General features: G+C 50.7%; 20 protein-coding genes and 1 riboswitch. Of the genes, 17 read left to right on the forward strand and 3 right to left on the reverse strand.

The genetic code is table 11. From position 1 onward, the window contains the following. The first annotated feature begins 105 nt into the window (after positions 1-105). From AC1DWB_RS09470 to AC1DWB_RS09485, 4 genes are all read left to right on the forward strand, one after another. Complete coding sequence (locus AC1DWB_RS09470) at positions 106-390, forward strand: YuiB family protein (RefSeq protein WP_477540804.1); 285 nt, start codon at positions 106-108, stop codon at positions 388-390. Between the two features lie 800 nt (positions 391-1,190). Beyond that, positions 1,191-2,759, forward strand: a complete 1,569-nt coding sequence (locus AC1DWB_RS09475; RefSeq protein WP_477540805.1) for a DnaD domain protein — start codon at positions 1,191-1,193, stop codon at positions 2,757-2,759. Between the two features lie 17 nt (positions 2,760-2,776). Then, on the forward strand, positions 2,777-3,739 hold the full coding sequence (gene dnaI / locus AC1DWB_RS09480; protein ID WP_477540806.1) for a primosomal protein DnaI: 963 nt from the start codon (positions 2,777-2,779) through the stop codon (positions 3,737-3,739). A gap of 112 nt (positions 3,740-3,851) precedes the next feature. Then, entirely contained in the window at positions 3,852-4,154 is a 303-nt protein-coding gene (locus AC1DWB_RS09485; RefSeq protein WP_477540807.1) for an iron-sulfur cluster assembly accessory protein, read from the forward strand. Positions 4,155-4,212: 58 nt separating this feature from the next. On the opposite strand, the gene AC1DWB_RS09490 is transcribed toward AC1DWB_RS09485, so the two are convergent. Next, positions 4,213-4,347, reverse strand: a complete 135-nt coding sequence (locus AC1DWB_RS09490; RefSeq protein WP_477540808.1) for a YqzM family protein — start codon at positions 4,345-4,347, stop codon at positions 4,213-4,215. A gap of 372 nt (positions 4,348-4,719) precedes the next feature. Between AC1DWB_RS09490 and trxA the strand changes: the two genes are divergently transcribed. Both trxA and uvrC read left to right on the forward strand, forming a co-directional pair. Beyond that, positions 4,720-5,037 carry a thioredoxin gene (trxA, locus tag AC1DWB_RS09495; protein ID WP_477540809.1) on the forward strand — a complete coding sequence of 106 codons (318 nt, stop codon included), beginning with the start codon at positions 4,720-4,722 and terminating at the stop codon, positions 5,035-5,037. Between the two features lie 198 nt (positions 5,038-5,235). Next, complete coding sequence (gene uvrC / locus AC1DWB_RS09500; protein WP_477540810.1) at positions 5,236-7,266, forward strand: excinuclease ABC subunit UvrC; 2,031 nt, start codon at positions 5,236-5,238, stop codon at positions 7,264-7,266. Here uvrC and AC1DWB_RS09505 read toward each other — a convergent pair. Next, a complete protein-coding gene (locus AC1DWB_RS09505; RefSeq protein ID WP_477540811.1) occupies positions 7,211-8,854 on the reverse strand; it encodes a CPBP family intramembrane glutamic endopeptidase in 1,644 nt (547 codons plus the stop codon). The genes uvrC and AC1DWB_RS09505 overlap by 56 nt on opposite strands. A 254-nt stretch (positions 8,855-9,108) precedes the next feature. Next, positions 9,109-9,257: riboswitch (cyclic di-AMP (ydaO/yuaA leader) on the forward strand. A 110-nt stretch (positions 9,258-9,367) separates the two neighbouring features. Between AC1DWB_RS09505 and AC1DWB_RS09510 the strand changes: the two genes are divergently transcribed. The 4 genes from AC1DWB_RS09510 (at position 9,368) to AC1DWB_RS09525 (ending at position 13,727) form a co-directional block, all read left to right on the forward strand. Next, entirely contained in the window at positions 9,368-10,708 is a 1,341-nt protein-coding gene (locus tag AC1DWB_RS09510) for a TrkH family potassium uptake protein (protein ID WP_477540812.1), read from the forward strand. Between the two features lie 17 nt (positions 10,709-10,725). After that, on the forward strand, positions 10,726-11,391 hold the full coding sequence (locus AC1DWB_RS09515) for a potassium channel family protein (protein WP_477540813.1): 666 nt from the start codon (positions 10,726-10,728) through the stop codon (positions 11,389-11,391). Positions 11,392-11,435: 44 nt separating this feature from the next. After that, entirely contained in the window at positions 11,436-12,677 is a 1,242-nt protein-coding gene (locus tag AC1DWB_RS09520; RefSeq protein WP_477540814.1) for a cation:proton antiporter, read from the forward strand. 105 nt (positions 12,678-12,782) lie between these two features. Then, the gene (locus AC1DWB_RS09525; protein WP_477540815.1) at positions 12,783-13,727 is read left to right on the forward strand and encodes an acetylxylan esterase; all 945 of its coding nucleotides are present in this window, start codon (positions 12,783-12,785) and stop codon (positions 13,725-13,727) included. Here the strand turns inward: AC1DWB_RS09525 and AC1DWB_RS09530 are convergent. Next, positions 13,718-14,620 carry a LysR substrate-binding domain-containing protein gene (locus AC1DWB_RS09530; RefSeq protein ID WP_477540816.1) on the reverse strand — a complete coding sequence of 301 codons (903 nt, stop codon included), beginning with the start codon at positions 14,618-14,620 and terminating at the stop codon, positions 13,718-13,720. The two genes, AC1DWB_RS09525 and AC1DWB_RS09530, sit on opposite strands and share 10 nt — an antisense overlap. Positions 14,621-14,950: 330 nt before the next feature. Here AC1DWB_RS09530 and AC1DWB_RS09535 point away from each other — a divergent pair, with 330 nt between their 5' ends. From AC1DWB_RS09535 to AC1DWB_RS09565, 7 genes are all read left to right on the forward strand, one after another. Further along, complete coding sequence (locus AC1DWB_RS09535; protein WP_477540817.1) at positions 14,951-15,619, forward strand: succinate dehydrogenase cytochrome b558 subunit; 669 nt, start codon at positions 14,951-14,953, stop codon at positions 15,617-15,619. A 16-nt stretch (positions 15,620-15,635) separates the two neighbouring features. After that, positions 15,636-17,393 (forward strand): succinate dehydrogenase flavoprotein subunit, encoded by a 1,758-nt coding sequence (gene sdhA, locus AC1DWB_RS09540; RefSeq protein WP_477540818.1) that lies wholly within the window; start codon positions 15,636-15,638, stop codon positions 17,391-17,393. A 2-nt stretch (positions 17,394-17,395) separates the two neighbouring features. Beyond that, positions 17,396-18,148 (forward strand): succinate dehydrogenase iron-sulfur subunit, encoded by a 753-nt coding sequence (sdhB, locus tag AC1DWB_RS09545; RefSeq protein ID WP_477540819.1) that lies wholly within the window; start codon positions 17,396-17,398, stop codon positions 18,146-18,148. 358 nt (positions 18,149-18,506) lie between these two features. Beyond that, the gene (locus AC1DWB_RS09550; protein WP_477540820.1) at positions 18,507-20,162 is read left to right on the forward strand and encodes an extracellular solute-binding protein; all 1,656 of its coding nucleotides are present in this window, start codon (positions 18,507-18,509) and stop codon (positions 20,160-20,162) included. Between the two features lie 109 nt (positions 20,163-20,271). Beyond that, entirely contained in the window at positions 20,272-21,225 is a 954-nt protein-coding gene (locus AC1DWB_RS09555) for an ABC transporter permease (protein WP_477540821.1), read from the forward strand. Between the two features lie 16 nt (positions 21,226-21,241). Next, on the forward strand, positions 21,242-22,117 hold the full coding sequence (locus AC1DWB_RS09560) for a carbohydrate ABC transporter permease (RefSeq protein WP_477540822.1): 876 nt from the start codon (positions 21,242-21,244) through the stop codon (positions 22,115-22,117). A 62-nt stretch (positions 22,118-22,179) separates the two neighbouring features. Then, the gene (locus AC1DWB_RS09565; protein WP_477540823.1) at positions 22,180-23,973 is read left to right on the forward strand and encodes a hypothetical protein; all 1,794 of its coding nucleotides are present in this window, start codon (positions 22,180-22,182) and stop codon (positions 23,971-23,973) included. Positions 23,974-24,076 lie beyond the last annotated feature (103 nt).

The following is a 24,076-nucleotide window of genomic DNA, read 5'->3' on the forward strand; positions in this document are numbered from 1 at the left end:
AATCCGAAGTGGAATGCAGCGGATTAGCGAGGGCGGGTTGACTTTGTCCGCTGGGCTTTTTACACTAGAAGGAAAGACATTAATTAGTGGCAGGAGGAGCGCAAGATGATCCAATTGATCATTGCGGCATTGCTCATATTTGTTCTGGCGTTCGGAATCGGTTTTATATTCAACATGTTGTTGAAAACCACTTTGTTTCCGGTGTATTTATACGCGGTTGTCGTGATCGGAATGCTGATGTACTGGGCCTGGAAATCCGGGTCGTTGTGGGATAATCTGTCCCGCTACACGGTGGTCGACTATGCCCCGTTCGTCGTCGGGTTGGTTGGTGCCTACTTAAGCGGCAATGCGATTAAAGCGCTGCGTGTTCGAGGTTTCAAGATGTTCTAGCAGTCTGACCGACTAAAGCAAATCGTGAATATTTATTGCTGAGGTTAGTGCGGGAAAGGGATGGCACTCTAACGCTGTTGAAATTCAACTCGCCGGACAGACTTCTATGGAATGGAATGGAATGGAATGGAATGGATGATGAAGAAAGGATGGCCTGGAGGCTATCCTTTTTTGATGCTGAGGCTGATTCGTACGAATCCTGCAAAAGTACATGATTTTTGATCCGTTTTGGACAGTGAGAGGAAGAAAATCCTGCACTTTTGCAACATTCTGGAATTTTAACATGCCACTTGGAAGATGTAATGCCTTGATAGAAAGAGGAACAAGAGTATAATAGCGATCGTAACCCCTCTGCATCTAGCAGACGATGGCGATGAAAAGAAAGTAGAACGTCGTTCCGCTAATTCTGCGAAAAACACCATTTTTGCTTCGGAAGTGGAACGTCGTTCTCTTATTTCGCTGTTTGGGTCTGTGCTGACCCTCAATTAACCTTAATAAGGGAATGACGTTCCGTAACAGGGTATAATTCCCGGCTTGAAACCCATATAACGGAACCACGTTCCCTTTCATTTGATGATGATCGTCCATTTGTTATCTTGCTCGGATGCCTGAACATGAGACTTAGTCATCGAGGGATCGCCTAGATCGTGTAATTATTCATATTACTAGAGGGTGTAGACCGCTTCTGAGCAACGCCTCAGGGTGGTTTTTCTTTTTTCCGGCGTCGGAATTTGTGATAGAATGGAGGTAGCTGACTTCTTTTGTCGATAAGAAGTCGCCTGAGATAGGAGCTATTCGAGATGAGAATGACCAACATGCACCATTTTACCGAGAATCATCGGTTCTATGTATACCGGGAGTTTGCGCTTGGGGTATTGGAGCTCAAGATGCTGACGAATATATACCAGCCTATGATAGGCGCCTATGCGATCAGTATATATCAGACGTTGGCGCACCAGGTTCCGGCCGACCGGACAGGCTATTCCGAGCTGGATCAGCAGCGGAAGCTGTTCCTTGCCTTGGATCTGGAGCCGGGTGAGCGGGGGCGTAAGCATTTCGTCGAGCAGACGTCCCGCCTGGAAGCCGTCGGACTGCTGCAGACTACACGCAAGTACGTGCCAGCCATTGATGATTATATGTATGAATACCAGTTGCTTGCACCGATGTCGCCGGATGAGTTTTTCAAGAATCAACATCTGGTTATGCTGTTGCGGGACAAGGTAGGCAAATATGCGGTTCTATCATTGAGAGAGGCATTCCTGTGTCCGGAACCGGAAGAATTGGCCGATCCCGAAACCGTGGCCGAGAACATTTCTGTGCCATTCTATGATTTGTTTCAATTGAATACGCAGGTGATAGACTTCGAGCTGGAGCAAGCGTTATTTGAAACCGCGCCAGCCCGTGAGCGATCACCCGGCCTCGATGTGACGACTAAGGCGTTCCATTACAGCGAGCTGATGATGCGGTTTCCACGTGAATCGAGCAACCGTCCGTTCGTCGAAGCACTCCGCTATGAGCCGCAGCAGATGATCGCAATCAATATGACGGCTCGGAAGTTCGCACTGACATTGCAGGAAACGTGCCGATTGCTGGACGAAGACGGCATGTTCTCGGAGGCGGGCGAGCTGCAGGTGGAGATGCTGCAATACAAGGCTAATCTGAACTACAGACAAGGAAAAAAACGTGACGAGGAACGGGAGCGGCATTTGGTGAAGGCTACGGATGCGGCTGCTGCTGTTACGACTGGGAATCGTGCTGCTGCGGACACGGACGATTCGCAATGGGAAGGTACCGAAGAGAAGACGGTGGAGATGAGCTACTACTTGGACGTGCCCGCCATGTTCGTGGGGCAGTGCGACGTTCATCAGTACAATGCGTTGCTTCGCAATGAACCGTATACAGGGCTCTTGGGACGGTTTTTCCCGAAAGGCTCGGTCCCGAAGACCGTATCAGACATATTTGAGAAAATCGATATTAACTATCGGTTGCCCGATGAAGTTATTAATGTGATGATTCATCACTTGCACGTGTATAAGGAGTCATCGTGGACCAAGGGATATATCGACACCGTAGCTTCCAATATGCTAGCGAAGGGCGTCGGCACATACGAGCAGGCCGTTGACTACATTCGTGACCAGACGGAGAAGCGGATGAATCATGCCGCAGGTCGGGCGAATGGGGGACAGGCTGCATCAAGAACCGGTATGGGATCAGGGAGTTCAAGAGGGAGCCGCAGCTCTACGGCTAACCGTTCGAACAAACCGAAGATCTCGATTATTACGGATGTCCCAGCAGCCGCTCCACTTACGAGTGAACAGTTAGAGGCGATGCGCAAGAAAGCGCTCAAGCTGGATGGTAAATTGAAGTGAGGGTGGTGTAGAAGACCATGGAATCTTTATCGCGAATGTTATCGAGCATGCCGGATATGTCCTTTATGCAAAAGGCGGAGAAGACGATTCGTGAGCTTCTGGACGATCCGCTGATCGCCAAGMTGCGCGCCAAGCATCCCGAATTGGACGAGCATACGATCAAAATTCATATGAACCGGTTGTATCAGTATGTGACCGAGTATCGGAATTGTTCGAATTGTCCAGGACTGGACAACTGCCCGAACGATTTCCAAGGACATTATACCCGGCTATCCGTGGAGCAGACGGGCGATCATACGTACATTCATGATCACAAGGTATCGTGCAAGAAATGGATCGCTCAGAACAATCAGGAATCGATCCGCAGTCGAATCCGCAGCTTCTATGTGGATGATAAGGCGCTTGAAGACGGCTATTCCAGTGAAGAGATCTTGTTCATGGACATGGAACGGGCCCAATCCGTCAGTCACCTGCAGGATTACATCGATAAGACGAAGGAAGAAGGGTTGCAGAAGGACGGGCTGTACCTGGTCGGTAAGTTCGGCACAGGCAAGACGTTCCTGATGTGCTATATGCTGTACCAGTTGGCTAAGGAAGGATTGACCGGCGCGATTGTGTATATGCCAGATTTTGTTGAGGATTTGAAGGCGATGATTCAGGAGCCACATAGGCTGAAGGAGACGGTCGAGCTGATGAAGGAGACCGATCTGCTCGTGTTCGACGATATTGGAGCGGAGAACTTGAATCCGTGGGCGCGTGACCATGTGATGGGCGCGATCCTGAATTACCGGATGAATCGGAAGCCTACATTCTACACTTCGAACTACGAGCTTGATGAACTGGAGCGGCACTTCAGCTTCACGAATCGTGACGGAGACGAGGAGTTCAAGGGTCAACGCATTATGGACCGCATTCGGCCATTCGTCAGTGTACTCAAGGTCGGGGGCTACAACAAGCGTGGAGCGGGGAAGACATTGTAGAGGCGTTGTAGAGGCGGTTGCGTTCGCACGCAGCTTCCCTTACAATGGAGTTGCCAATTAGGTCAGTTTCAGCTTGTGAAGTGCATTTTTTTTACATAAAGGAGATGTCGAGATGAACGTGAAGATTACTCGCAATGCAGCCAAGATCGTGCTGCAGGAGTTGGAGAAGGAAGAGAATAAGGAGCTCATGTTGCGCGTGCTCGTTACACATAGTCATGGTGATCACGCTCATTATGGGCTGGATCTGGACAAGCCGRGTGATAATGACGAGGTGGTGACAACGGATAAGGGCTTCGACATTATCGTTGCGAAGGATCAACCGCTGCTGGATGGCGTGAAGATTGACTACTTATTCGGCAAAGAAGAAGGTTTCGTCATCATCAACCCGAGCAAGGGCAACCACGGCGACCATTAATTCGTAAGTACAATGAAACAGAGCCCCCGCAAGGGAGGCTCTGTTTCATTGTGGGCAATTATATGTACAGCTTAATAATGGTTGCCGCAAGTGCCATCAGAAAGAAAAAGCCGAACGTAACGCCCAAACCGATTCCCACATCCATGAAATCGTTGCTAGGTTCTTCGTTAACGTGAAGTCTAGGGTCCGTCATACTAGTATTCCTCCTATATTGCCCAATAAGTGAAGCTATGGCAGGTTAAATCTAATCGGATCTGATGTGACTAGTATACCCAACCAACGCTGGCATTGTAAAGGTGAGAAAGTGACAATTGTGCAACAAATGCATGACAAGGGTGCTGATGTCTACAGTTTCAGTATGCACCAGTATTACGCGTAACATGCACCCTGTATTATACAGAGGGTGTTACTTATGATTTGAGCCTGTTTGTGGTACACTTTACATGTTGACCAAAATTGATTAATATTACAGCATACCCCTTCTTTGATCCATGCAGAAGACGGGAGCCCTAAGCAATTAAGTACTTTTTGCGCATAATAAATACAGAGAAGGAGGCAATAAATCATGGCAATTGTTAGCGTATCAGACCAGACATTTAAATCAGAAGTAGAGGGTAGCGGGACGGTTCTCGTGGACTTCTGGGCACCATGGTGCGGACCTTGCAAGATGATCGCGCCGGTTCTGGAGGAACTTGATCAAGAGGTTGGAACCCAACTGAAGATTGCTAAAGTGAACGTTGACGACAACCCGGAATCCGCTTCGCGCTTTGGCGTTATGAGCATTCCTACGCTGATCGTCTTCAAAGACGGACAGCCTGTCGATAAAATAGTCGGGTTCAAACCGAAGGACGCCCTGAAAAGCGTTGTAAGCCGCCATATGTAATGAATCACCTTATCAGGTGGATCTTGTATCGAAGAGAAGGCTCTTTTTCGGCTAGCTGAAGAAGGGCCTTTTCTGAACGATTCAGAATGATTAATTTCGCTGATTGTTCATCGTCTCGGCAAACGCATGGCGTCAAAGGACGCCTTTTGGCGTTTATCCTTGTGAATGAATGCGGACAAGAAAGGAGGTTGGTAGGTAATGAACGACAGCGACAAGAGCGCAATCCAGATTGCCATTCGCAATAAGCTGGCGCTGCTGCCGGGGCAACCAGGCTGTTATTTGATGAAAAATCAGGACGGCACTATTATTTATGTAGGGAAGGCGAAAGTGCTAAAAAACCGGGTGCGTTCGTATTTCATGGGCAGCCATGATGCGAAGACCCAGCGGCTTGTATCGGAAATATGTGATTTTGAGTACATCGTCACGTCCAGCAATGTGGAAGCACTCATTCTTGAATGTAACTTGATCAAGAAGCACCATCCCCGTTACAACGTACTGCTGAAGGACGATAAGTCGTTTCCGTATATCAAAATAACGAATGAAACGCATCCGCGATTAGAGGTTACGAGAAAAGTATTGAAAGACAAGGGCAAGTACTTCGGCCCTTATCCGAATGCTTTCGCCGCTCAGCAGACGAAGAAGCTGCTCGACCGGATGTTCCCGCTGCGCAAGTGCAAGACGATGCCGGATCGCGTCTGTCTCTACTATCACCTAGGCCAATGCTTGGCCCCATGCGAGTATGAGGTGGCGCAGACGGAGAACGACAAGCTGGTGCAGCAAATTTCCCGTTTCTTGGGCGGAGGGCACGAACAGATCAAGGATGAGCTGACCAGCAAGATGCACGCAGCCGCAGAAGAACTGAACTTCGAACGGGCCAAGGAGCTGCGTGATCAGATCATTAGCATAGATGCGCTGATGGAGAAGCAGAAGATTACGATAGCCGATTCGGGGGATCGCGATGTGTTCGGCTATGCGGTGGACAAGGGTTGGATGTGCGTCCAGATTCTGTATATCCGTCAAGGCAAGCTTGTGGAACGCCGCACGTCATCATTCCCCTACTATAGTGATGCCTATGACGATTTCATCTCGTTCGTGACGCAATATTACAGCGACAACCCGGCTCTGCCACGGGAGATCTTCTTACCGGTTGAGGGAGCTGCCGCGGTGCCGGAAGCCGCCGCTGTTACGGCCGCGACTGCAGCAGCTACAGAAACGGTGGCTGATCCAGAGGCAGCTGGAGCCGATCCTGACGCCGTTCCGGCTTCTGCCGCTGCACTAGCCGCCGCCGTCTTCGCAGAGGCTCCCGATGCAGCGGATGACGTGGCTGCGGAGGCCGATATACCAGCGGCAGCCAAGGATACGCGCGAAGCGCTGGAGAGCTGGCTGAAGGTCAAGGTGTTCCAGCCGCAACGTGGCTTGAAGAAGCAACTGGTCGGCATGGCTACGGAGAACGCAAGAGTAGGGCTAGAGGAGAAATTCCGCTTGATCGAACGGGATGAGAGCCGGACGGTGAAGGCGGTCGAGAATCTGGGCAACTGGCTCGGCACGAACACGATCAGCCGTATCGAAGCGTTCGATAATTCGAACATTCAAGGGACCGATCCGGTATCCGCGATGGTCGTATTCGTCGACGGCAAGCCGGACCGCAAGGAATACCGCAAGTACAAAGTCAAGACGGTGCAAGGGCCGGACGACTATGAGACGATGCGAGAAGTCATTCGACGCCGCTACGAGCGCGTGCTGAAGGAGAGCTTGCCGCTACCTGATCTTGTCGTTGTGGACGGTGGCAAGGGGCAGATCTCTGCAGCGCTGGACGTGCTAGAGAATGAACTCGGGCTCTACATTCCGGTATGTGGTCTCGTGAAGGATGCCAAGCATAAGACCGCCCAGCTTATGTCAGGCGACCCTGCTGAAGTTGTACCGCTTCCCCGCGACAGCCAGGAGTTTTACTTGCTGCAGCGCATCCAGGACGAGGTCCATCGATTCGCCATCACCTTTCATCGACAGACGCGCAACAAGTCTATGGTCGCTTCCCAGCTGGATGCGATACCCGGAATCGGTGAGAAGCGCAGGAAAGCGCTGCTCAAGCATTTCGGCTCGCTCAAGAAGATCCGTGAAGCGGCGATCGAAGACTTCCGCCCGCTCGGGATCGGCGAGAAGTTGGCTAGCGAGATCATGAAGGCTCTTCAGGGCGAAGAGTCAGGCCCGGAGCACGACCCGATCTCTTGAATAGACGACCATGCAGAAGCCAGATCACAATAGCGGCTAGAGCCGGAAATGCGATGTAGAATACGCCGGCTATCGAATAACCTGCGTTTTCCCAGCCGATCAATGGCAGCCCCATCAATGTGCTGTCGATGATGGCGTGGGTGAATAAGGCCGTCAGGAAGCCGTACTTCAAGAGTGCGTAGCCGAACAACAGCCCTAGCAGCGTGACTTCAATGAGCCGGGTATACACCGGGTAAATCGGATATTGTGTGTGGCCAAATGCCCATATAAGGCTAGGGGCTAACACAGCGATGAATGTGCTGCGAATCAAGCGCTGGAAGAAGGCGATCCCGAACAGCCGATAGATCGCTTCCTCGGATATGGCTGCTGTCCAGGCCATGAGCGGGAACCATCCCACGTGCAGGAAGTTGTAGTAGGAGCTGGACGGATCATTGACCGACCACATGCCGAAGCCAGCCTGCGCGATCCAGAGCATTACCCCTTGTAAGCCTAGCATGAATATACCCAGTCCATACCCCCTCCCCATAGCCTGGAGGGTCTCACGGCCGAAGGAGGAATCGCTCCACTTCGGCCATTTGGACGTTCCTTGTATTCGCCACAATGTACCTCCCGCGGCTAAGGACAGATAGGTGGCAATCCCTAGGGCAAGCGCGAATAGGCTGGAAACGATGATAAGCAGGATAGCCGTGGCGTGGCCCATGAATGGATCTTCGCTTTCCGAATAGCCCATAGCTTGGAGGGCAGGCAGCTGATTCCAGTTGTTGAACAAGTATAAGGCCACGAAAGCGAATACGAGCAGCAGCCCTTGGCCGAAGGCCGTCTTCTTGCGGTATCGAATGGCATAGAAAATGGCGGCTAGCGCCATGATTCCAGTCAATATCAGGCTCCACCGTGACATATTGCCAGATGCACTATCCTGCTCATCCAGCCATGCCGCATACGAGGAAGGAACTTGAAAGGCCGCATGGTAGGCGGTCACTTCGGTTCCTCGTACTTCAACCTCGACCACGAGATGGGCTTCTCCGATTTTCTCTTCCGGATACGAGAATTTGAACCGATTCGGATGTTTGGAATCCGGGCCGACGACCGAATACGGCTTCCCCAGCTTTTGCGTATTCGCTAAGTACGTTTCGGCGATGCGCTGTCCTTCTTCCTTGGAAGGTGCCGGTTCTTTATGATTCACACGCCATCCCAGCACGTTCCCCTGAACCATGTCCAAGTCCAGTAAGTAGGCCGTTCCGAAGCTATTCTTCAACTCCACTTGCCAATATTCCACCGGATAAGTCTGTATGTATCGATGCGCGTAATCCGTAACGAGCTTATTTTTGAGTAAATACCCGCTAACCAATGGATCAGACTGAAAGGATACGGGATTATGGCTGAGCGAACCTGTCATCCCCTTTTGCTGCTTGACCCAAGACTCGGCGGCTTCAATCACCGCTTGCTTGCTTATTACTTTGTCTGCTTCGGCGGATAATCTGGAGCCATCGCGATCGCTGCTGGAAGCCCCCCAGTTCGACAATACAAATAATAGGATGCCAATCACAGCTAACGTGAACCATCTGAAACGCAACAGGTAGGGACGCATGGGCATTCACCTTTCTCTTTTTGCTACTCGTAGGGATATTTTTCAAGTTATCATAGATGGGGATGAAAACCAACTTCTTTAGGCGGGTAGATCAGTTCTGGCTAAAATCGAAGTAACCGCTCAATAGTTCAGGCTAACCCATGAAAACTAGGGCCTAGCTGCGCCAATTTGTCAGTGTTAACGCTTTCTAAGCCGTATTTCAGCTAAAAATGACTTTGTACAAACGAATCCAACAGGCTTATAATACGAATCAATTGAACAAAAAGCCGAATTTCCAAGCGAAAACGGGGGAACCATTAAGTAGGGGTGAATTTTGCCAGCCGTGTAAGTGAAACGGAAGGTGAATAGGGTGGCCTGCCATCCGAATCCGTCAGCTAACTTCGTAGGCTATGACAGGGAACCAGACCTTTAAGGGCGTTGGGATTCCAGTGCCTTTTTTCTGTTGCCCACATAATGGAACGTTCGCATTCGAAGACCCATAATAACGTTAAATTAACGATGAGGTGACATGGTTTGAGTGTGGCCAAGAAGTTTTACCAACTGACTCCTCCGCAAATATTGGCGCTCGGTTTCGGATTTATCATACTGTTGGGTGGTGTGTTATTGTCGCTACCCATCTCCTCCAAGAGCGGCCTGGGGCTTGATTTCATCGATGCCTTATTCACCTCAACTTCGGCTACATGTGTTACAGGGCTTGTTGTTGCAGACACGGGAACTTATTTTAGCGTATTCGGCCAAGTTGTCATTATGCTCCTCATTCAAGTTGGGGGACTTGGCTTCATGACAATGTCTACGCTGTTCGCGATAGTGCTGCGGAAGCGGATATCCTTGAAGGAACGGCTCATCTTGCAAGAGGCTATGAACCAGGGAAGCATGGAAGGCATCGTGCGTCTGATCCGCAAAGTTATTATATACTCCGTCTCAATTGAGCTGACTGCGGCTCTTATTTATACGATTCGTTGGTCATTTGATATGAGCATCGGTAAGGCGGCCTACTTCGGGGCGTTTCATGCTGTTGCGATGTTTAACAATGCGGGCTTCGACCTGTTCGGAGGCTTCCGCAGCCTGACGATGTATGTGGACGATCCGGTCGTGAACCTCGTGACGATATTGCTCATTATTCTAGGTGGGATTGGCTTCATTGTTTTGTCAGACTTGATCGATTATCGGAAAATGCGTAAGCTGTCGCTTCATTCCAAGGTTGTATTGAGCGCCACTTCCGTGTTAATAGTTCTTGGAACCGTGGTCGTCTACGTCTTCGAGTATTCGAATCCGATGACACTTGGGCCTTTGAACTGGATGGGGAAAATATGGGGAGCCTTGTTCCAATCGGTCACTCCACGTACGGCTGGTGCAAATACGGTTGATATCGGTGCTATGCGGCAGGCCACCCAGTTCTTCATCATTATTCTGATGTTTATCGGGGCCTCTCCAGGTTCGACTGGTGGAGGGATCAAGACGACGACCTTTACAACCCTGATTGGTGCTGTGATTGCCATGATTCGCGGTAAGGAAGACATTGTGCTGTTCCATAACCGTCTGGCCAAGGATCGGATTTATAAAGCGATCACGCTTACGATTATCGCTCTATTCCTGGTCGTACTCGTCTCGATGATACTGTCCACGACCGAGGATCACAGCTTCCTTATGATCTTGTTCGAAGTTACATCGGCGTTCGGTACGGTAGGGTTGACGATGGGATTGACGTCTGATCTGACCACATTCGGTAAAATTGTCATCATGCTCACGATGTTCGCAGGCAGGTTAGGACCTCTGACACTGGCTTATGCATTGGGACCTAAGGCAGAAAAGGAACTATATAGACATCCGGAAGGAAAAATCATAATCGGTTAGGGGATAATAGAACCATCATGAAAATGAAGCAATTTGCCATTATCGGTCTTGGAAGATTCGGCTCCGCTCTGGGCGCTGAGCTTATCCAGCAAGGACTGGAAGTCATGGGGATCGACAAGGATGAAGAAGTCGTAGACGATATGGCCGACAAGCTGACGCATGTCATCGCTGCTGACTGCACGGACGAGGAGACGCTCAAGGCGATTGGCATCCGTAATTTCGATTGTGTAATTGTGGCGATCGGCGACGATATTCAATCGAGTATCTTAACTACTCTGCTGCTGAAAGACCTGGGCGTGAAGATGGTCGTAGCGAAAGCACTGTCCGAGCTGCACGGGAAAGTGTTGGAGCGTATCGGTGTAGACCGCGTCATCTTCCCGGAACGGGAGATGGGCATTCGAGTTGCCCACCAGCTTACTTCGCCTAACCTGCTCGATTATATCGAGCTGTCGAAGGAATATTCGATTGCCGAGCTGTCTGTACCCAAGTGTATGGATGGCCGCTCCTTGAAAGACTTGGATCCACGGGCGAGACACGGGTGCAGCGTAGTGGCGATCAACAAGAAGAGCGGTGTAGTTATCGCTCCCAGTGCTGACGACGTCCTGGCTGAGAAGGACGTTATGGTCATCATTGGGACGAATAAGCAGATCGAACATTTCGAGCAGGAACTGGTCAACAGGTAATAGTTAGATCGTACTTTAGATTGCTGGATTGCGGAGGATTGTAAGTGGAGCAGGAAACGGGTATCGTTATTCAACATGTGTTGCTGCTACTTGTACTCATATTCGGTATTGGAATGGTCTCAGGTCGGATTGCCGTGGCATTGCGTATTCCTGATGTGGCGATGTTTCTCGTTGCGGGAATCGTGGTGGGTCAGGGCTTACACTGGGTCAATGAACCTTCGACCTCGTTCACGAATCAGTTCATCCTAACGGTAGGCTCTGTGCTTATCCTCTTCGACGGAGGGCGGAATATTCGCTTGTCTGGGTTGAAGAAGGTTTGGCTGACGCTTACGCTGCTCAGCGTCCCGGGTGTGCTTATCACCGCCGGTCTCGTTGGGCTGACAGCCCATTACGCGCTCGGGATCCCGATGCCTTATGCGCTTCTGCTAGGTGCGATTATCAGTTCGACGGACCCGGCCACGATAATCCCGGTGTTCCGGCAAGTGAAGATTCGCAAGAAGATTCGTGAAACGGTGGAGAGTGAGTCGGCGTTCAACGATGCGACAGGCTCGATTCTTACTTTCTCAATCATAGCCTATATCATGGGGACGGAGCATGTATCGCTGGGCGGAGCGGCGCTGAATTTCGCCGTATCGGCGATAGGGGGCATATTGGTTGGTTGTGTACTAGCGCTGATTGTATCTTTCCTAGTGGCGCATTTCCGACTAGGTTACTTTCGGGATTATACGACGATTGCTATGATCGGCACGGCAATTACCGCTTATTTGATCGGCGATGTCCTTCATGTGAGCGGGTTCATGGCGACCTTCTCGGCGGGTCTCATCTGGGGGAATAGCTCGATCTTCGGCCTACGGATGGAGGACAAGCAGCATGAGATGGCTCACTTCACCGATAACATCACGATCATTATGCGGATGTTGATCTTTATCCTGCTGGGCAGTCAAGTGGACTTCGCGCACGTGTACGAGTATTTGTGGCCGAGTCTTGGGGTCATGTTCGTGTTCATGTTCATTGCGCGGCCTATTACTGTGTTCGTGTGCGCCCTGCCGGATCGCCGGGCATCCTGGACGTGGCGGGAACTACTCTTCATGTGCTGGGTGCGGGAGACCGGCGTCATTCCTGCGGCGTTATCCGGGATGGTGGCCGGGCTAGGCCTTGCCCATACGGATGCGATCGCGTCCGTCACCTTCCTTGCGATTCTGCTAACGATCTTACTCCAGGCGAGCACGACCGCGTATGTGGGGCGCAAGCTTGGGCTTGAGGAGATGCCTAAGTTGGGACGATAAGTGGGTGTGTGGTTGCTGTGGTTGATGTGGTTGCGAAAAAATACGCTACAAGTTCCTCCCATACATCTGAGGAATGGTAAGGCGGTCAGTAGAGGAGATTAGTAGATGAAGGAAGCGTGCGAGAAGGATGAAATTCAGAACGCAATGAAAGCGTATCCGAATGAGACAGAGCTTGAAGCTTGGGTGCAATCAATCTGGGAGCTGGCAGATGCATCACCTTGTGAGGTGGAGCTAGTCGCGGCTGAAGCAGGGAAGTCGATCCTGGGAGTTCACCACTACCGGCACGAATTTCATTACGTCAAGCTAACACCTGCGGGAATGGAGCCGTTCTATGCGTACTGGCAGCCTTGCTCGACGCAACAGGCACCGTTGTTGGTTCACGTACCTGGCTATAGTGCTGAGATAAGCATGCATCCGGAATTCGTCTCCCAAGGGTTCCATGTATTGCATATATCGCCTCTTGGCTACGGGACGCCATGGGGGTTCGACGAGTCGAAGCGACGAGACGGGGATTGGCCTGTGCTGCGCGATACGGTGACGAGCCGGGCACAGGGCGGCTACAGACTGTGGCTGACCCACTGTGTGATGGCGGTTCGTTGGGCGCAGAGCTTGGAGGTCGCCGCGACAGATCGCCTCTCCTTCTTCGGCACGAGCCAGGGTGGCGGCGGTGCGCTGCTGCTCGGCTCGGTATTCCGCGGTCGCGGGGTGCGCTGTGTGGCCGCCGACCTGCCGTTCCTCACGAATTACCCGCTAGCTGGCAATCACGGCTCTTACTGGCGTGTCGCACAAGCATTGCAGGAAATAGACGTAATGGAAGATGGCTGGAAGGCACTTGGCTATATCGACACGATGTCGCATGCGTCGAGGCTTGACATCCCGGTCATGTTGACTGCAGGCGGGAACGATTCGGCTTGCCCGCCAGATACAATAGAAGCGTTGTACCGGCAACTGCCAGGAACACGCTCGTATACCCTGCTGAAGGACGGCGTCCATCGTTATTCGAAGGAATTCATCGCACTAGCCTCGGCCTGGTTCAGACTTTACGCGTGAGGAGGCGAGGCGTAATGTCGTTTCGCTTTCTCGATCCACAACAGGGTGGAGGCGTTAAGGGCGGAAGTATCGCCGAAGATTAGCGAAGTTGTGCGAACGGTGTCCCTGAGCTCGGTCACATCGCGAAACTGCAGACCGTTGTTGTCAAGCAGCGTCTGGCGGAGATACGACTTGGGCAGTAGTGTTGCTGCGTTGACTGTAGAGACTAGACGCAAGATCGCCTCGAACGAATCGATCTCCATCTTCACATCCAGAGAGATGGAGTAGCGGAGGAACAGCTCGTCCATCAAGATCCGGTACCAAGTCCCCTTGGAGAATAAGATCATAGGTAATTGCTGCAAGTCGCCGATCTCGATCGTCTTCCGCTTGCTCCAGGGATGACCGGAAGGAAGCACGAGGCAGAGATGATCGTCGAACAGCGGCACACAGTTGAGCTCCGAATGGTCGATACGGGAAGCGACGAGCCCCAGATCGACCTTCTTGTCTTTGACCATCGATACGATCTCATGTGTCTTGCCTGTCAGAGCCTTAATGTCCGTATCGGGATAATCCTTCGTATATAAGGCGATCAGATCAGGTAGCGTCGATTGAAGCGTCGTAAGACTGGCCCCGATCTTGATGCTGCTCTTGCCGGGAGAGTGATATTCAGCAATCGTATGCAGCAGCTTCTCACGCAATCGGCGCATGTCGATCGCGGTTTCGTAGCAAATATGCCCAATTCGCGTCAGTTCAAGCCGCTTGCCTCTTCGTTCGAACAACAGAACCCCGAGTTCTTCCTCCAGCTGGCCGATCTTCCTCGAGAGCGCGGGCTGTGATATATTCAGACTTTGCGCCGCTTTGTTCAAGCTCTTATGTTCGACAATAGTGGCGAATACGTCCAGGTTATTAAGCATGGGTAAACCTTCCTTCTTTTTCACCTATATGCAGAATAGTTATAAAAAATTATCCGATAATAGCATTTCCCTTATAAGGGTAATGGGAGTAACATGAAGTTGTCAAATAAAATTCACAAAGATTGGTTAAAGCTTGCATGATCAGTGGAAAATAGTGAGGTGTGGTCATTGGATTGTCGACTCATGTCGATAAAGTGACATTTTGTTGACGCTTGTCGTGAGCAAGAGTAAAATGGAAGATGTTTGTTTGAGGACTGCCTTGAGTAGGCGGTGTAACGGTTACCTAATTGGAACACGTTATTTATTTTATGAGGGGGGAACTCTTTAACCATGTCTGGAAATTCGTATCTGTACCGCAAGCTCCATTCCTTACTGGGCGTCATACCGGTCGGCCTCTTCTTGATTCAGCATATGCTGTCGAACTATGAGGCATTCCGCGGAGGAGCCGAAGGTCATCAAACTTTCATCGACAGGGTGCACTGGCTGAATAGTCTGCCGCTTACGCTGATCCTGGAGGTCGTGGGGATCTATCTGCCGATTCTGTACCATGGCGTCTACGGGCTCTACGTAGCGTTCCAATCGAACAGCAACGTGAACCGTTACGGCTATTTCCGCAACATGCTGTTCACATTTCAACGTGTGACGGGCGTTATTACGCTGATCTTCATCGTATGGCACGTGTTCGAGACGCGGATTCAAGTCGCCCTTGGCCACACAACGCATGAAGAGCTGGGTGTGCTGATGCACGATATTTTCACGAATCCAGTGACGTTTACCTTGTACTTGATCGGGATTCTCAGCGCGGTGTTCCACTTCAGCAATGGTATGTGGTCATTCCTGGTCAGCTGGGGGATTACGGTTGGACCGAGATCTCAACGTGTTTCCACATTCATCTGGTTGGGTGTCTTTGTCGCGATGTCCATTATGTTCATTCTGACGATGGCCGCATTCACAGACCCGCAGTTCCAGGACACAAGCGTATTGGACTTGAATAAATAAGGAGAGTGAACTTTCAATGGCTAAATCAAAAGTGATTGTAGTAGGTGGAGGATTGGCCGGGCTGATGGCGACGATAAAAGCTGCTGAAGCCGGGGTTCACGTCGACCTCTTTTCCTTAGTACCTGTAAAGCGTTCCCACTCCGTATGCGCACAAGGCGGCATTAACGGAGCCGTGAACACGAAGGGCGAAGGCGATTCGCCTTGGGAACATTTCGACGATACAGTTTACGGCGGAGACTTCCTGGCTAATCAGCCGCCAGTCAAAGCTATGTGTGAAGCCGCACCAGGCATTATTCACTTGATGGACCGGATGGGAGTTATGTTCAGCCGGACACCAGAGGGCTTGCTTGATTTCCGCCGGTTCGGCGGGACGCAATATCACCGTACCGCATTCGCGGGCGCTACGACGGGGCAACAGCTCTTGTACGCGTTGGACGAGCAAGTACGCCGCTGGGAAGCAGCCGGTCTTGTCACGAAGTACGAGCACTGGGAGTTCTTGTCTGTTGTCGTGGACGACGAAGGCATCTGCCGCGGGGTAACTGGACAAGACTTGCGCTCAATGGAAGTGAAGACGTTCCGTGCCGATGCCACCATTCTGGCTACTGGCGGTCCCGGCATTATATTCGGCAAGACGACGAACTCGGTTATCAACACCGGAACCGCGGCTAGCGCCGTGTATCAGCAGGGCGTTACGTATGCGAACGGCGAGTTCATTCAGATTCACCCTACGGCGATCCCGGGGGACGACAAGCTGCGCTTGATGTCCGAATCGGCACGCGGCGAAGGCGGACGGATCTGGACGTACAAGGACGGTAAGCCTTGGTACTTCCTTGAGGAGAAATATCCTGCTTACGGGAACCTCGTTCCACGTGATATTGCAACTCGTGAAATCTTCGATGTGTGCGTGGAGCAGAAGCTGGGCATTAACGGCGAGAACATGGTGTACCTGGACTTGTCGCACAAAGATCCGAAGGAGCTCGATGTGAAGCTCGGCGGGATTATCGAAATTTACGAGAAGTTCATGGGCGATGACCCGCGTAAAATTCCGATGAAAATCTTCCCTGCGGTCCATTATTCGATGGGCGGCATGTGGGTGGATTACAACCAAATGACGAACATTCCCGGGCTGTTCGCAGCCGGCGAATGCGAGTATCAATATCATGGAGCGAACCGTCTCGGCGCGAACTCCTTGCTCTCCGCGATCTACGGCGGTATGATGGCGGGTCCGAAGGCTGTAGAATACACCAAAGGCTTGAAGAAGTCCGCTGAGGACGTTTCAAGTTCCGTGTTCGATCGTGAGCAGAAGAAACGTACGGAGCAGTACGAAGGACTGTTGAAGGCGAACGGTACGGAGAATGCCTACGTCTTGCATAAGGAGCTTGGCGAGTGGATGACGAACAACATGACAGTTGTGCGCACCAACAAGAAGCTTGATGATACGATTGCGAAGATCAAGGAATTGAAGAGCCGATAMAAGAACATCAACATGACCGATACAGCACGATGGAACAACCAAGGTGTGGCGTTCAGTCGCCAACTGTGGAACATGCTTGAATTGTCGGAAGCGATGACGGTAAGCGCCCGGATGCGCGATGAGAGCCGTGGTGCGCATTACAAGCCGGAATTCCCAGATCGTGATGATGATCGCTTCATGAAGACTTCGCTGGCCAAGTGGACACAAGACGGACCACAGATTTCCTATGAAGACGTGGACGTTTCGTTAATTGCGCCTCGTAAGCGCGACTACTCAACGGATAAGAAAGGAGGGCATTGATCATGTCCCAGACTAAGACGATCAAGCTGACGGTCACCCGTCAGGACAGCCCAGACTCCCAACCTTATACGGAAGATTTCGAAATTCCTTATCGCCCCAACATGAATGTGATCTCCGCGCTGATGGAAATTCAGCGCAATCCGACTAATTCCAGCGGTAAGACGACGACGCCAGTATGTTGGGATTCGAATTGTCTCGAGGAAGTATGCGGCGCTTGCTCCATGGTGATCAACGGCAAAGCACGCCAGGCTTGCTCGGCGCTTGTAGATAAGCTGGAGCAGCCGATCCAGATTAAGCCGATGAGCACATTCAAGGTCGTCCGCGACCTTGTGATCAATCGCCAACGGATGTTCGATTCGCTGAAGCGGGTCAAAGCCTGGATTCCGATCGACGGTACGTATGATCTTGGTCCGGGTCCGCGGATGGCGGAGTCGAAGCGTCAATGGGCGTATGAGTTGTCCAAGTGTATGACATGCGGTGTATGTCTCGAAGCATGCCCGAACGTGAACGACCGCAACAGCTTCATCGGTCCTGCTCCAATCTCGCAAGTTCGCTTGTTTAATGCGCACCCAACAGGTGAGATGAACAAGGAAGAGCGACTGGATACACTGATGGAAGATGGCGGAATTGAAGGCTGTGGGAACTCGCAGAACTGTGTACGCTCCTGCCCGAAAGGCATTCCACTTACGACTTCGATCGCTGCGATCAATGGCGATACAACCAAGCACTTGTTCAAAAAATGGTTAGGTATGTAAGAATATGTGACATAAATAAGCGTCTTATCCTCAGGACTTGAGGATATAGGTGCTTATTTTTTTGTTTTTTTCCAAAATTACTGTAACCTGTGTTAGGATATATATCACAAAAAAGTTTTGTGGACTTATTATTTTGTCTTGTTAGAAGCGTTTTTTGTCCTTTACATCAATACTAAATGTGTTAATATAATCATGTACCATACCGGATAGGTACAGGTAATAACATGAAAAGGGGGAATTTTCACACTAGTCAGAGCATAATCATGTTATACTTATATTCCATTCTTGTAAGCGCTTTAATGGCATCGTTGTCAGTCTTCCATATGTCTACAATATTCGACTGGGAGGTCATTTCAGAATGCTTAAAAAAAGAAAATGGATACCTGCAGTTATAACAACCGTTACTGCGATGAGTCTGGTTGCGGCTGGATGTTCATCAAGTGGCAGTACCAAGAACTCCCCACAACCGCAATCCTCAGCGGGACCGGGCCAGAAGGAAAAGCCAAAGATTGAGTTGACCATGTTCATGAACAACTCGGGGCTCGAGCATTACCCACTGGACACCACAGATCCAAGTAACAATCCATTCATTAACATCGTAGAGAAAATCTCAAATGTCGATTTGAAGTTGGAAGTTCCGCCATATAAAGACTACCAGACGAAATTCAATCTGTTGCTCTCCTCTGGGCAACTGCCGGACATTCTTCACACGAACTATCCGGATCCAACATATAAGGCCGCACGTGAAGGCGCTTTCATAGATCTGAAGTCGTATTACGATAAGTCTCCAATCGTCAAGAAGTTGATTACTCCTCAAATGATGGACCTGGCCAAAGATCCGATCAGCGGCAAATACTGGCGAATTCCAATGGCGTACGACAAAGGTCCTCAAGGCGGCGGTATATACACGCGTTACGATTTGTTAGAGAAGTATAACGCTGGCAAATGGCCAGAAACGGTCGAAGAATGGGTAGATGTACTCCGCAAGATTAAGAAGGCGGAGCCGGATTCACTTCCGTTCTCGACTCGGATTGTCGGCGACCAGTTGTTCGCGTATGGCGGAGCCGTGTTCTTCAATCTATACGGTGCGAACCCATATTCCTACCGTATTCAAGGCGGCAAGGTCATTCCGAATATTCTGTTGCCTGAATACAAGGCAGCGGTTGAATTGATGAAATCGCTGTATGATGAAGGCTTGTTCGACAAAGAGTTTGCAACATCGGATTCCACGATCTGGGCTACCAAATGGGCCAATAAGAACGTATTGTTCCAATGGAACGGAGCCGATCAAATCTTGCCGGGTCAATCATCCATCATGACAACCGGTACAGATGTCCAGAAGAAGTATAAGTACGTATTCGCTCCACCGCTTAAGAAATACCCGTCCGTCTTGTCGGATCCGAAGTACGCAACAGTTGGGCTCGCTTCTCCGATTTCCACTCATGGATTGTACATTTCTTCGAAGGCCAAGGACAAGGATCGCGCTTGGGATGTCATCGAAGCATTCGCAGCGGATGAGCTGAAGGAAGCAATCTTCTGGGGTAAAGAAGGCGAGACATACAACACTAAGGATGGCAAACGAGTTCCTATTCCTGAGAAGTTAGGCGCTAAGGAGCGTACATGGTCGCGGAACCTTGCTCTCCTCTTCGGATTCACGGACGGTCAAGACGCTCAAAATGCTACGTATGAACTGCAAATTGGGACTCCACTATTCAAGCAAATCCAAGACAGTATGAAAGTACTAGCAACCGAAGCGCAAAAAGTCGGGTTGGGTGGACTTCCGAATTATGCTGAATCGGACGATGTGTTGAAGAAAAACTCTGAAATGCTGCAAGCGATTAACAAGTTCACGTCCGAAGCGATCATGGGCCGAATCACGATGGCTCAATTCGATCAAGAAGTGAAGGCTTGGGAAACGAAGTACCGTGCACTGAAGTATGATCCGATTCAAAAGTTTATTGACGGCAACAAAGATATGTTACGCAGCTTGGGCTACAAAATGGTCGACTGGTAGAATCGCGAGTACTGCCTCATAATGATTTCCACCCATCTGCTCTTGGTATGCAGTTCAGGAGCAGTTGGGTATTTCCAATCAATCATTTCCCAGGAGGAGTGCAATTCGAATGAGTCAATCCGCCGCGCTTGATACTCAACCAGCCATTAATAAACCGAAGAAGCGTGGTCGGGCGAGAGTCAGGACACTTGTTTCTTTGTATATTTTATTTGCTCCAACGGCCATTTTGCTATTCCTGTTCCACTATATGCCTATGTACGGAATCATTATTGCCTTCAAGAACTATTCGATTTATAAGGGTCTGTGGGGCAGCGACTGGGTGGGCTTTGAGCATTTTCGTTATTTTTTGAGTGACGACAAATTTTGGCAGGTTCTGAAGAACACCTTACTGCTTAATTTCTATGATTTGTTGTATGGATTCACGTCGCCCATCGTATTCGCCTTGCTTGCCAATGAGCTGTATTCAAAAGTGTTCAAGCGGGTCATGCAGACGATTTCCTACTTGCCTCACTTCCTGTCATGGGTCGTAGTAGCAGGGGTATTCTATTCGTTCCTGTCTCCGGAAACGGGATTATTCAACCACTTCCTGGGCTGGTTCGGCGTTAAGCCCATATTCTTCATGACGGAACCGTCCATATTCCGAGGCCTACTTGTTTTCGCGGATGTGTGGAAAGGGGTAGGCTGGTCCGCTATATTGTACTTCGCTGTTATCGCTGGGATCGACAGCAGCTTGTACGAGGCCGCCTGGATCGATGGAGCCAGTCGCTGGCGACAAGTCATTCATATTACGATTCCGCATATGATGCCGATGATTACCTTGTTATTCTTGCTACGTCTTGCCGGGATGTTCGGTATCGATTTCGACCGGATCTTCCTACTGCAAAATCCTCTCGTGTACGATGTATCCGATGTGATCAGCACATATGTGTACAGATTGGGTCTTGAGCAGTCGCAATTCAGCTTGACAACGGCCATTGGGTTGACACAGAGCGTATTAGGTTTCCTGTTGCTAGTAGGCTCGAACCGCTTGTCCAAGCGATTGACCGGCATGGGCTTGTACTAAGGAAGGAGGGACTCATATGCAGCGGTATACATCTCCATCACGCATTATATTTCAATTTTTCAATTATACATTCTTCATCGTATTCTGTATTTCTATCATGGTCCCGTTCATTAACGCTATTGCGATTTCTCTGAGCAGCTATCAAGGTGTGTTATCAGGGAAAGTCGGGTTGTGGCCCATTGAATTCCAGATGGATTCGTATCAGAAGATAGCCGGCAACTATACGTTTTTGCGATCCTTCGCGAATACGGTGGTTCTGACCATTCTTAATACATCGCTGTCCGTTATCATTTCGCTTTGCGCCGCTTATGCTTTGTCGCACAAGTTGTTTAAAGGAAGAACGATTGCGTTCACCTATATTCTGATCACGATGTTCTTCAGCGGCGGTCTAATTCCGAGTTACTTGAACGTAATGAATCTGCATCTGGGCAATACGTATTTGGCCCTCATTCTTCCTGCACTGGTTAGTCCTTTCTACATTATCGTGTACAAAAATGTGATCGACCAGCTGCCCAAGGAAGTGTTGGAATCTGCTGAAATCGATGGCGCCGGGGAAATCCGGATGTTGTTCCGCATTGTGTTGCCTCTCGTCTTGCCAATGACGATGGCTTTCGTCATCTTCAGCGCGGTTGCCCACTGGAACCAATGGTTCGGAGTATTGCTCTACATCAAGGAAAAGTCCATGTGGACGCTGCAGTTCCAGCTTCGCGAGATATTGAACAACGCCAGGTTGGAGGATGCGGTGCTGAATCCGCTTGGTCAACAAATCATTCACCCCGAGAATTTGAAGATGGCCGCGCTTATGATTACGATTCTGCCTATTATCGTGATCTATCCTTTCGTGCAAAAGTATTTCATCCATGGTCAGCTAGTTGGTGCGGTAAAAGGTTAAGAAACTATTCCGTACCGTCAGGTCAAGGCCTGGCGGTATTTGTATGATGGAGGAGATTCGAAATGAACGTGAATTCTTTGTTGCAGCCGGAAGCGGTGGCACAACCTTGCCGCAACTTCTGTATATTGGGCCGGACAAGGCTTCGTGATCCGAAGGATGGCCGGGAGAAGCTAGTACTGGCGAATTTCGCTGCACATGCGACAGGAGATATTGTCCTGATCGACGTGGAGACCGGGGAGGGCGAATCGATCTTGCTGCCCGGTGATAGCGGTGCATGGGCGTTGTACAACTGGAACGACGAGAAGCTGATCGTTGGTACTTGCCCGGGCTTCGGCTATGTACATAGCCTGGATTTGCGTACCAGAACTTGGGCGAAGCCGCTACGGGATGAGAATGAGACGTACGTCTGGAACTTCACCAAAGGGTCGGACGGCATGCTATATGGCGGAACGTATCCTGGTTGTGTGTTGCTGCGGTATGATCCCGAACGTCATGTGCTTGAGAATGTCGGTCGCATGTCAGACAATCTGAAGAACATGTACAGTCGGTATGTCGGTTCGGTACCCGGACATATTATTATATCCGGCGGGCTGGAGGATTCGTTCGTCTCCGCCTGGAACATCGAGACTGGCGAGCTGAAGACATTCGCCCGGCCTGCTGGCTTCGCTACTCTTGTCGAAGTGAATGAACAATTCATCTGTGTCAAGCTCGGTGAGCAGACCGATTACTACGATTCCACCACATTCGAACTGCTTGATGCTACTCCGATCTCGACTTCGTCAACCGTTGTGGAGATTTCGCTGGGCGGAGGGCTTACTGCTAGTGCTGTAAGGCTTGACGACGGGCGTTACGGCGGGGTACGCGGCCAGGACTACTTCATCGCGGCAGATTCGAGTGATTGTCCACAGCTCAAGCGAATTCCAACGGAAGCGCCGGCTACCCATATTTTCGGCTTGGAGACAGATTCAGACGGACGAATCTGGGGCTCGAGCGGTTTCGGCCAGACGATTTTTTCCTACGATCCGCGCGATGGCAGCTACTGGAATTCATCAGTCGTATGTAACGCTGGTGGAGAAGTTTATGGGCTACGCCATGTGAACGGACGGCTATTTCTGACCGCCTATGCAGGCGGGGACCATATGGTATACGATCCTTCGCAGCCGTGGGATCAGATCGGCAATGTGAATCCCCGAACGCTGCAATCGGTAGGTCCCGATTGGATACGGCCACTTGGCCGCAGCATAATCGGGCCTGATGGTGCGATCTGGACCGGATGGGCCGCGAAGTATGGTGTCTATGGCGGCGGATTGACCCGCCTCGACACGAATACGTTGGAGCTGACCCAATATTCGAATCCGCTTGCCGAGCAGCAAGTGTCCAGTGTTGCTGCAGATGAGCAGTACATCTACTTCGTGACCAGCCGTGGCGGTAACGGCCTGCCTCAACAGGAGGAGCCCTGTCACTTCGGTGTCGTGACAACGGACGGCGCGCTCGTATATAGCGAGACGCTTCCGTTGGAGGCGAACCCCGGCAAGCTGTGTGCGGCCGGAGGACGCATCTGGCTCGTGCAGGATAATGACCTGCGCGTCTTCTCGCGGTCTGCGATGAGCTTCAGCGAGACGATCTCCCTTGGTCAGCGCGCTTACGGGCTGTGCGCGGTGAGTGAGCGGGAGCTGATCGTCTTCGGCGAATCCCAGCTCTTGGTGCTCGATATGGAGAGCGGATCCTACGAGGTACGGGCGGCACTGCCTGGAACGGTGGATAAGGCTGTGATTACACCTGATCGTACGCTGTATTTTGGCGTTGGGACCCAGCTTTACTCGATTAAGCTGGAGGAGCTGGGCATTCATGATTAGGTTTTCCTACTGCGGATTTTCATACATGGGCAATTGGTCGGAGCGGTGAAACAGTAAATCGGTTGGAAGAATTTGAAAATTTGATCCAGTGTCTACAATTGCC

The organism is Paenibacillus sp. P4_E11 (assembly GCF_056401635.1).

Excerpts from the sequence above, each read along its gene's own strand:
- AC1DWB_RS09505 (WP_477540811.1), bottom strand. The coding sequence starts at position 8,854 with ATGCGTCCCTACCTGTTGCGTTTCAGATGGTTCACGTTAGCTGTGATT.
- AC1DWB_RS09535 (WP_477540817.1), top strand. The coding sequence starts at position 14,951 with ATGTCTGGAAATTCGTATCTGTACCGCAAGCTCCATTCCTTACTGGGC.
- AC1DWB_RS09490 (WP_477540808.1), bottom strand. The coding sequence starts at position 4,347 with ATGACGGACCCTAGACTTCACGTTAACGAAGAACCTAGCAACGATTTC.
- AC1DWB_RS09565 (WP_477540823.1), top strand. The coding sequence starts at position 22,180 with ATGAACGTGAATTCTTTGTTGCAGCCGGAAGCGGTGGCACAACCTTGC.
- AC1DWB_RS09525 (WP_477540815.1), top strand. The coding sequence starts at position 12,783 with ATGAAGGAAGCGTGCGAGAAGGATGAAATTCAGAACGCAATGAAAGCG.
- trxA (WP_477540809.1), top strand. The coding sequence starts at position 4,720 with ATGGCAATTGTTAGCGTATCAGACCAGACATTTAAATCAGAAGTAGAG.
- AC1DWB_RS09470 (WP_477540804.1), top strand. The coding sequence starts at position 106 with ATGATCCAATTGATCATTGCGGCATTGCTCATATTTGTTCTGGCGTTC.
- AC1DWB_RS09555 (WP_477540821.1), top strand. The coding sequence starts at position 20,272 with ATGAGTCAATCCGCCGCGCTTGATACTCAACCAGCCATTAATAAACCG.
- AC1DWB_RS09550 (WP_477540820.1), top strand. The coding sequence starts at position 18,507 with ATGCTTAAAAAAAGAAAATGGATACCTGCAGTTATAACAACCGTTACT.
- AC1DWB_RS09475 (WP_477540805.1), top strand. The coding sequence starts at position 1,191 with ATGAGAATGACCAACATGCACCATTTTACCGAGAATCATCGGTTCTAT.
- uvrC (WP_477540810.1), top strand. The coding sequence starts at position 5,236 with ATGAACGACAGCGACAAGAGCGCAATCCAGATTGCCATTCGCAATAAG.
- sdhB (WP_477540819.1), top strand. The coding sequence starts at position 17,396 with ATGTCCCAGACTAAGACGATCAAGCTGACGGTCACCCGTCAGGACAGC.
- AC1DWB_RS09560 (WP_477540822.1), top strand. The coding sequence starts at position 21,242 with ATGCAGCGGTATACATCTCCATCACGCATTATATTTCAATTTTTCAAT.
- AC1DWB_RS09530 (WP_477540816.1), bottom strand. The coding sequence starts at position 14,620 with ATGCTTAATAACCTGGACGTATTCGCCACTATTGTCGAACATAAGAGC.
- AC1DWB_RS09515 (WP_477540813.1), top strand. The coding sequence starts at position 10,726 with ATGAAAATGAAGCAATTTGCCATTATCGGTCTTGGAAGATTCGGCTCC.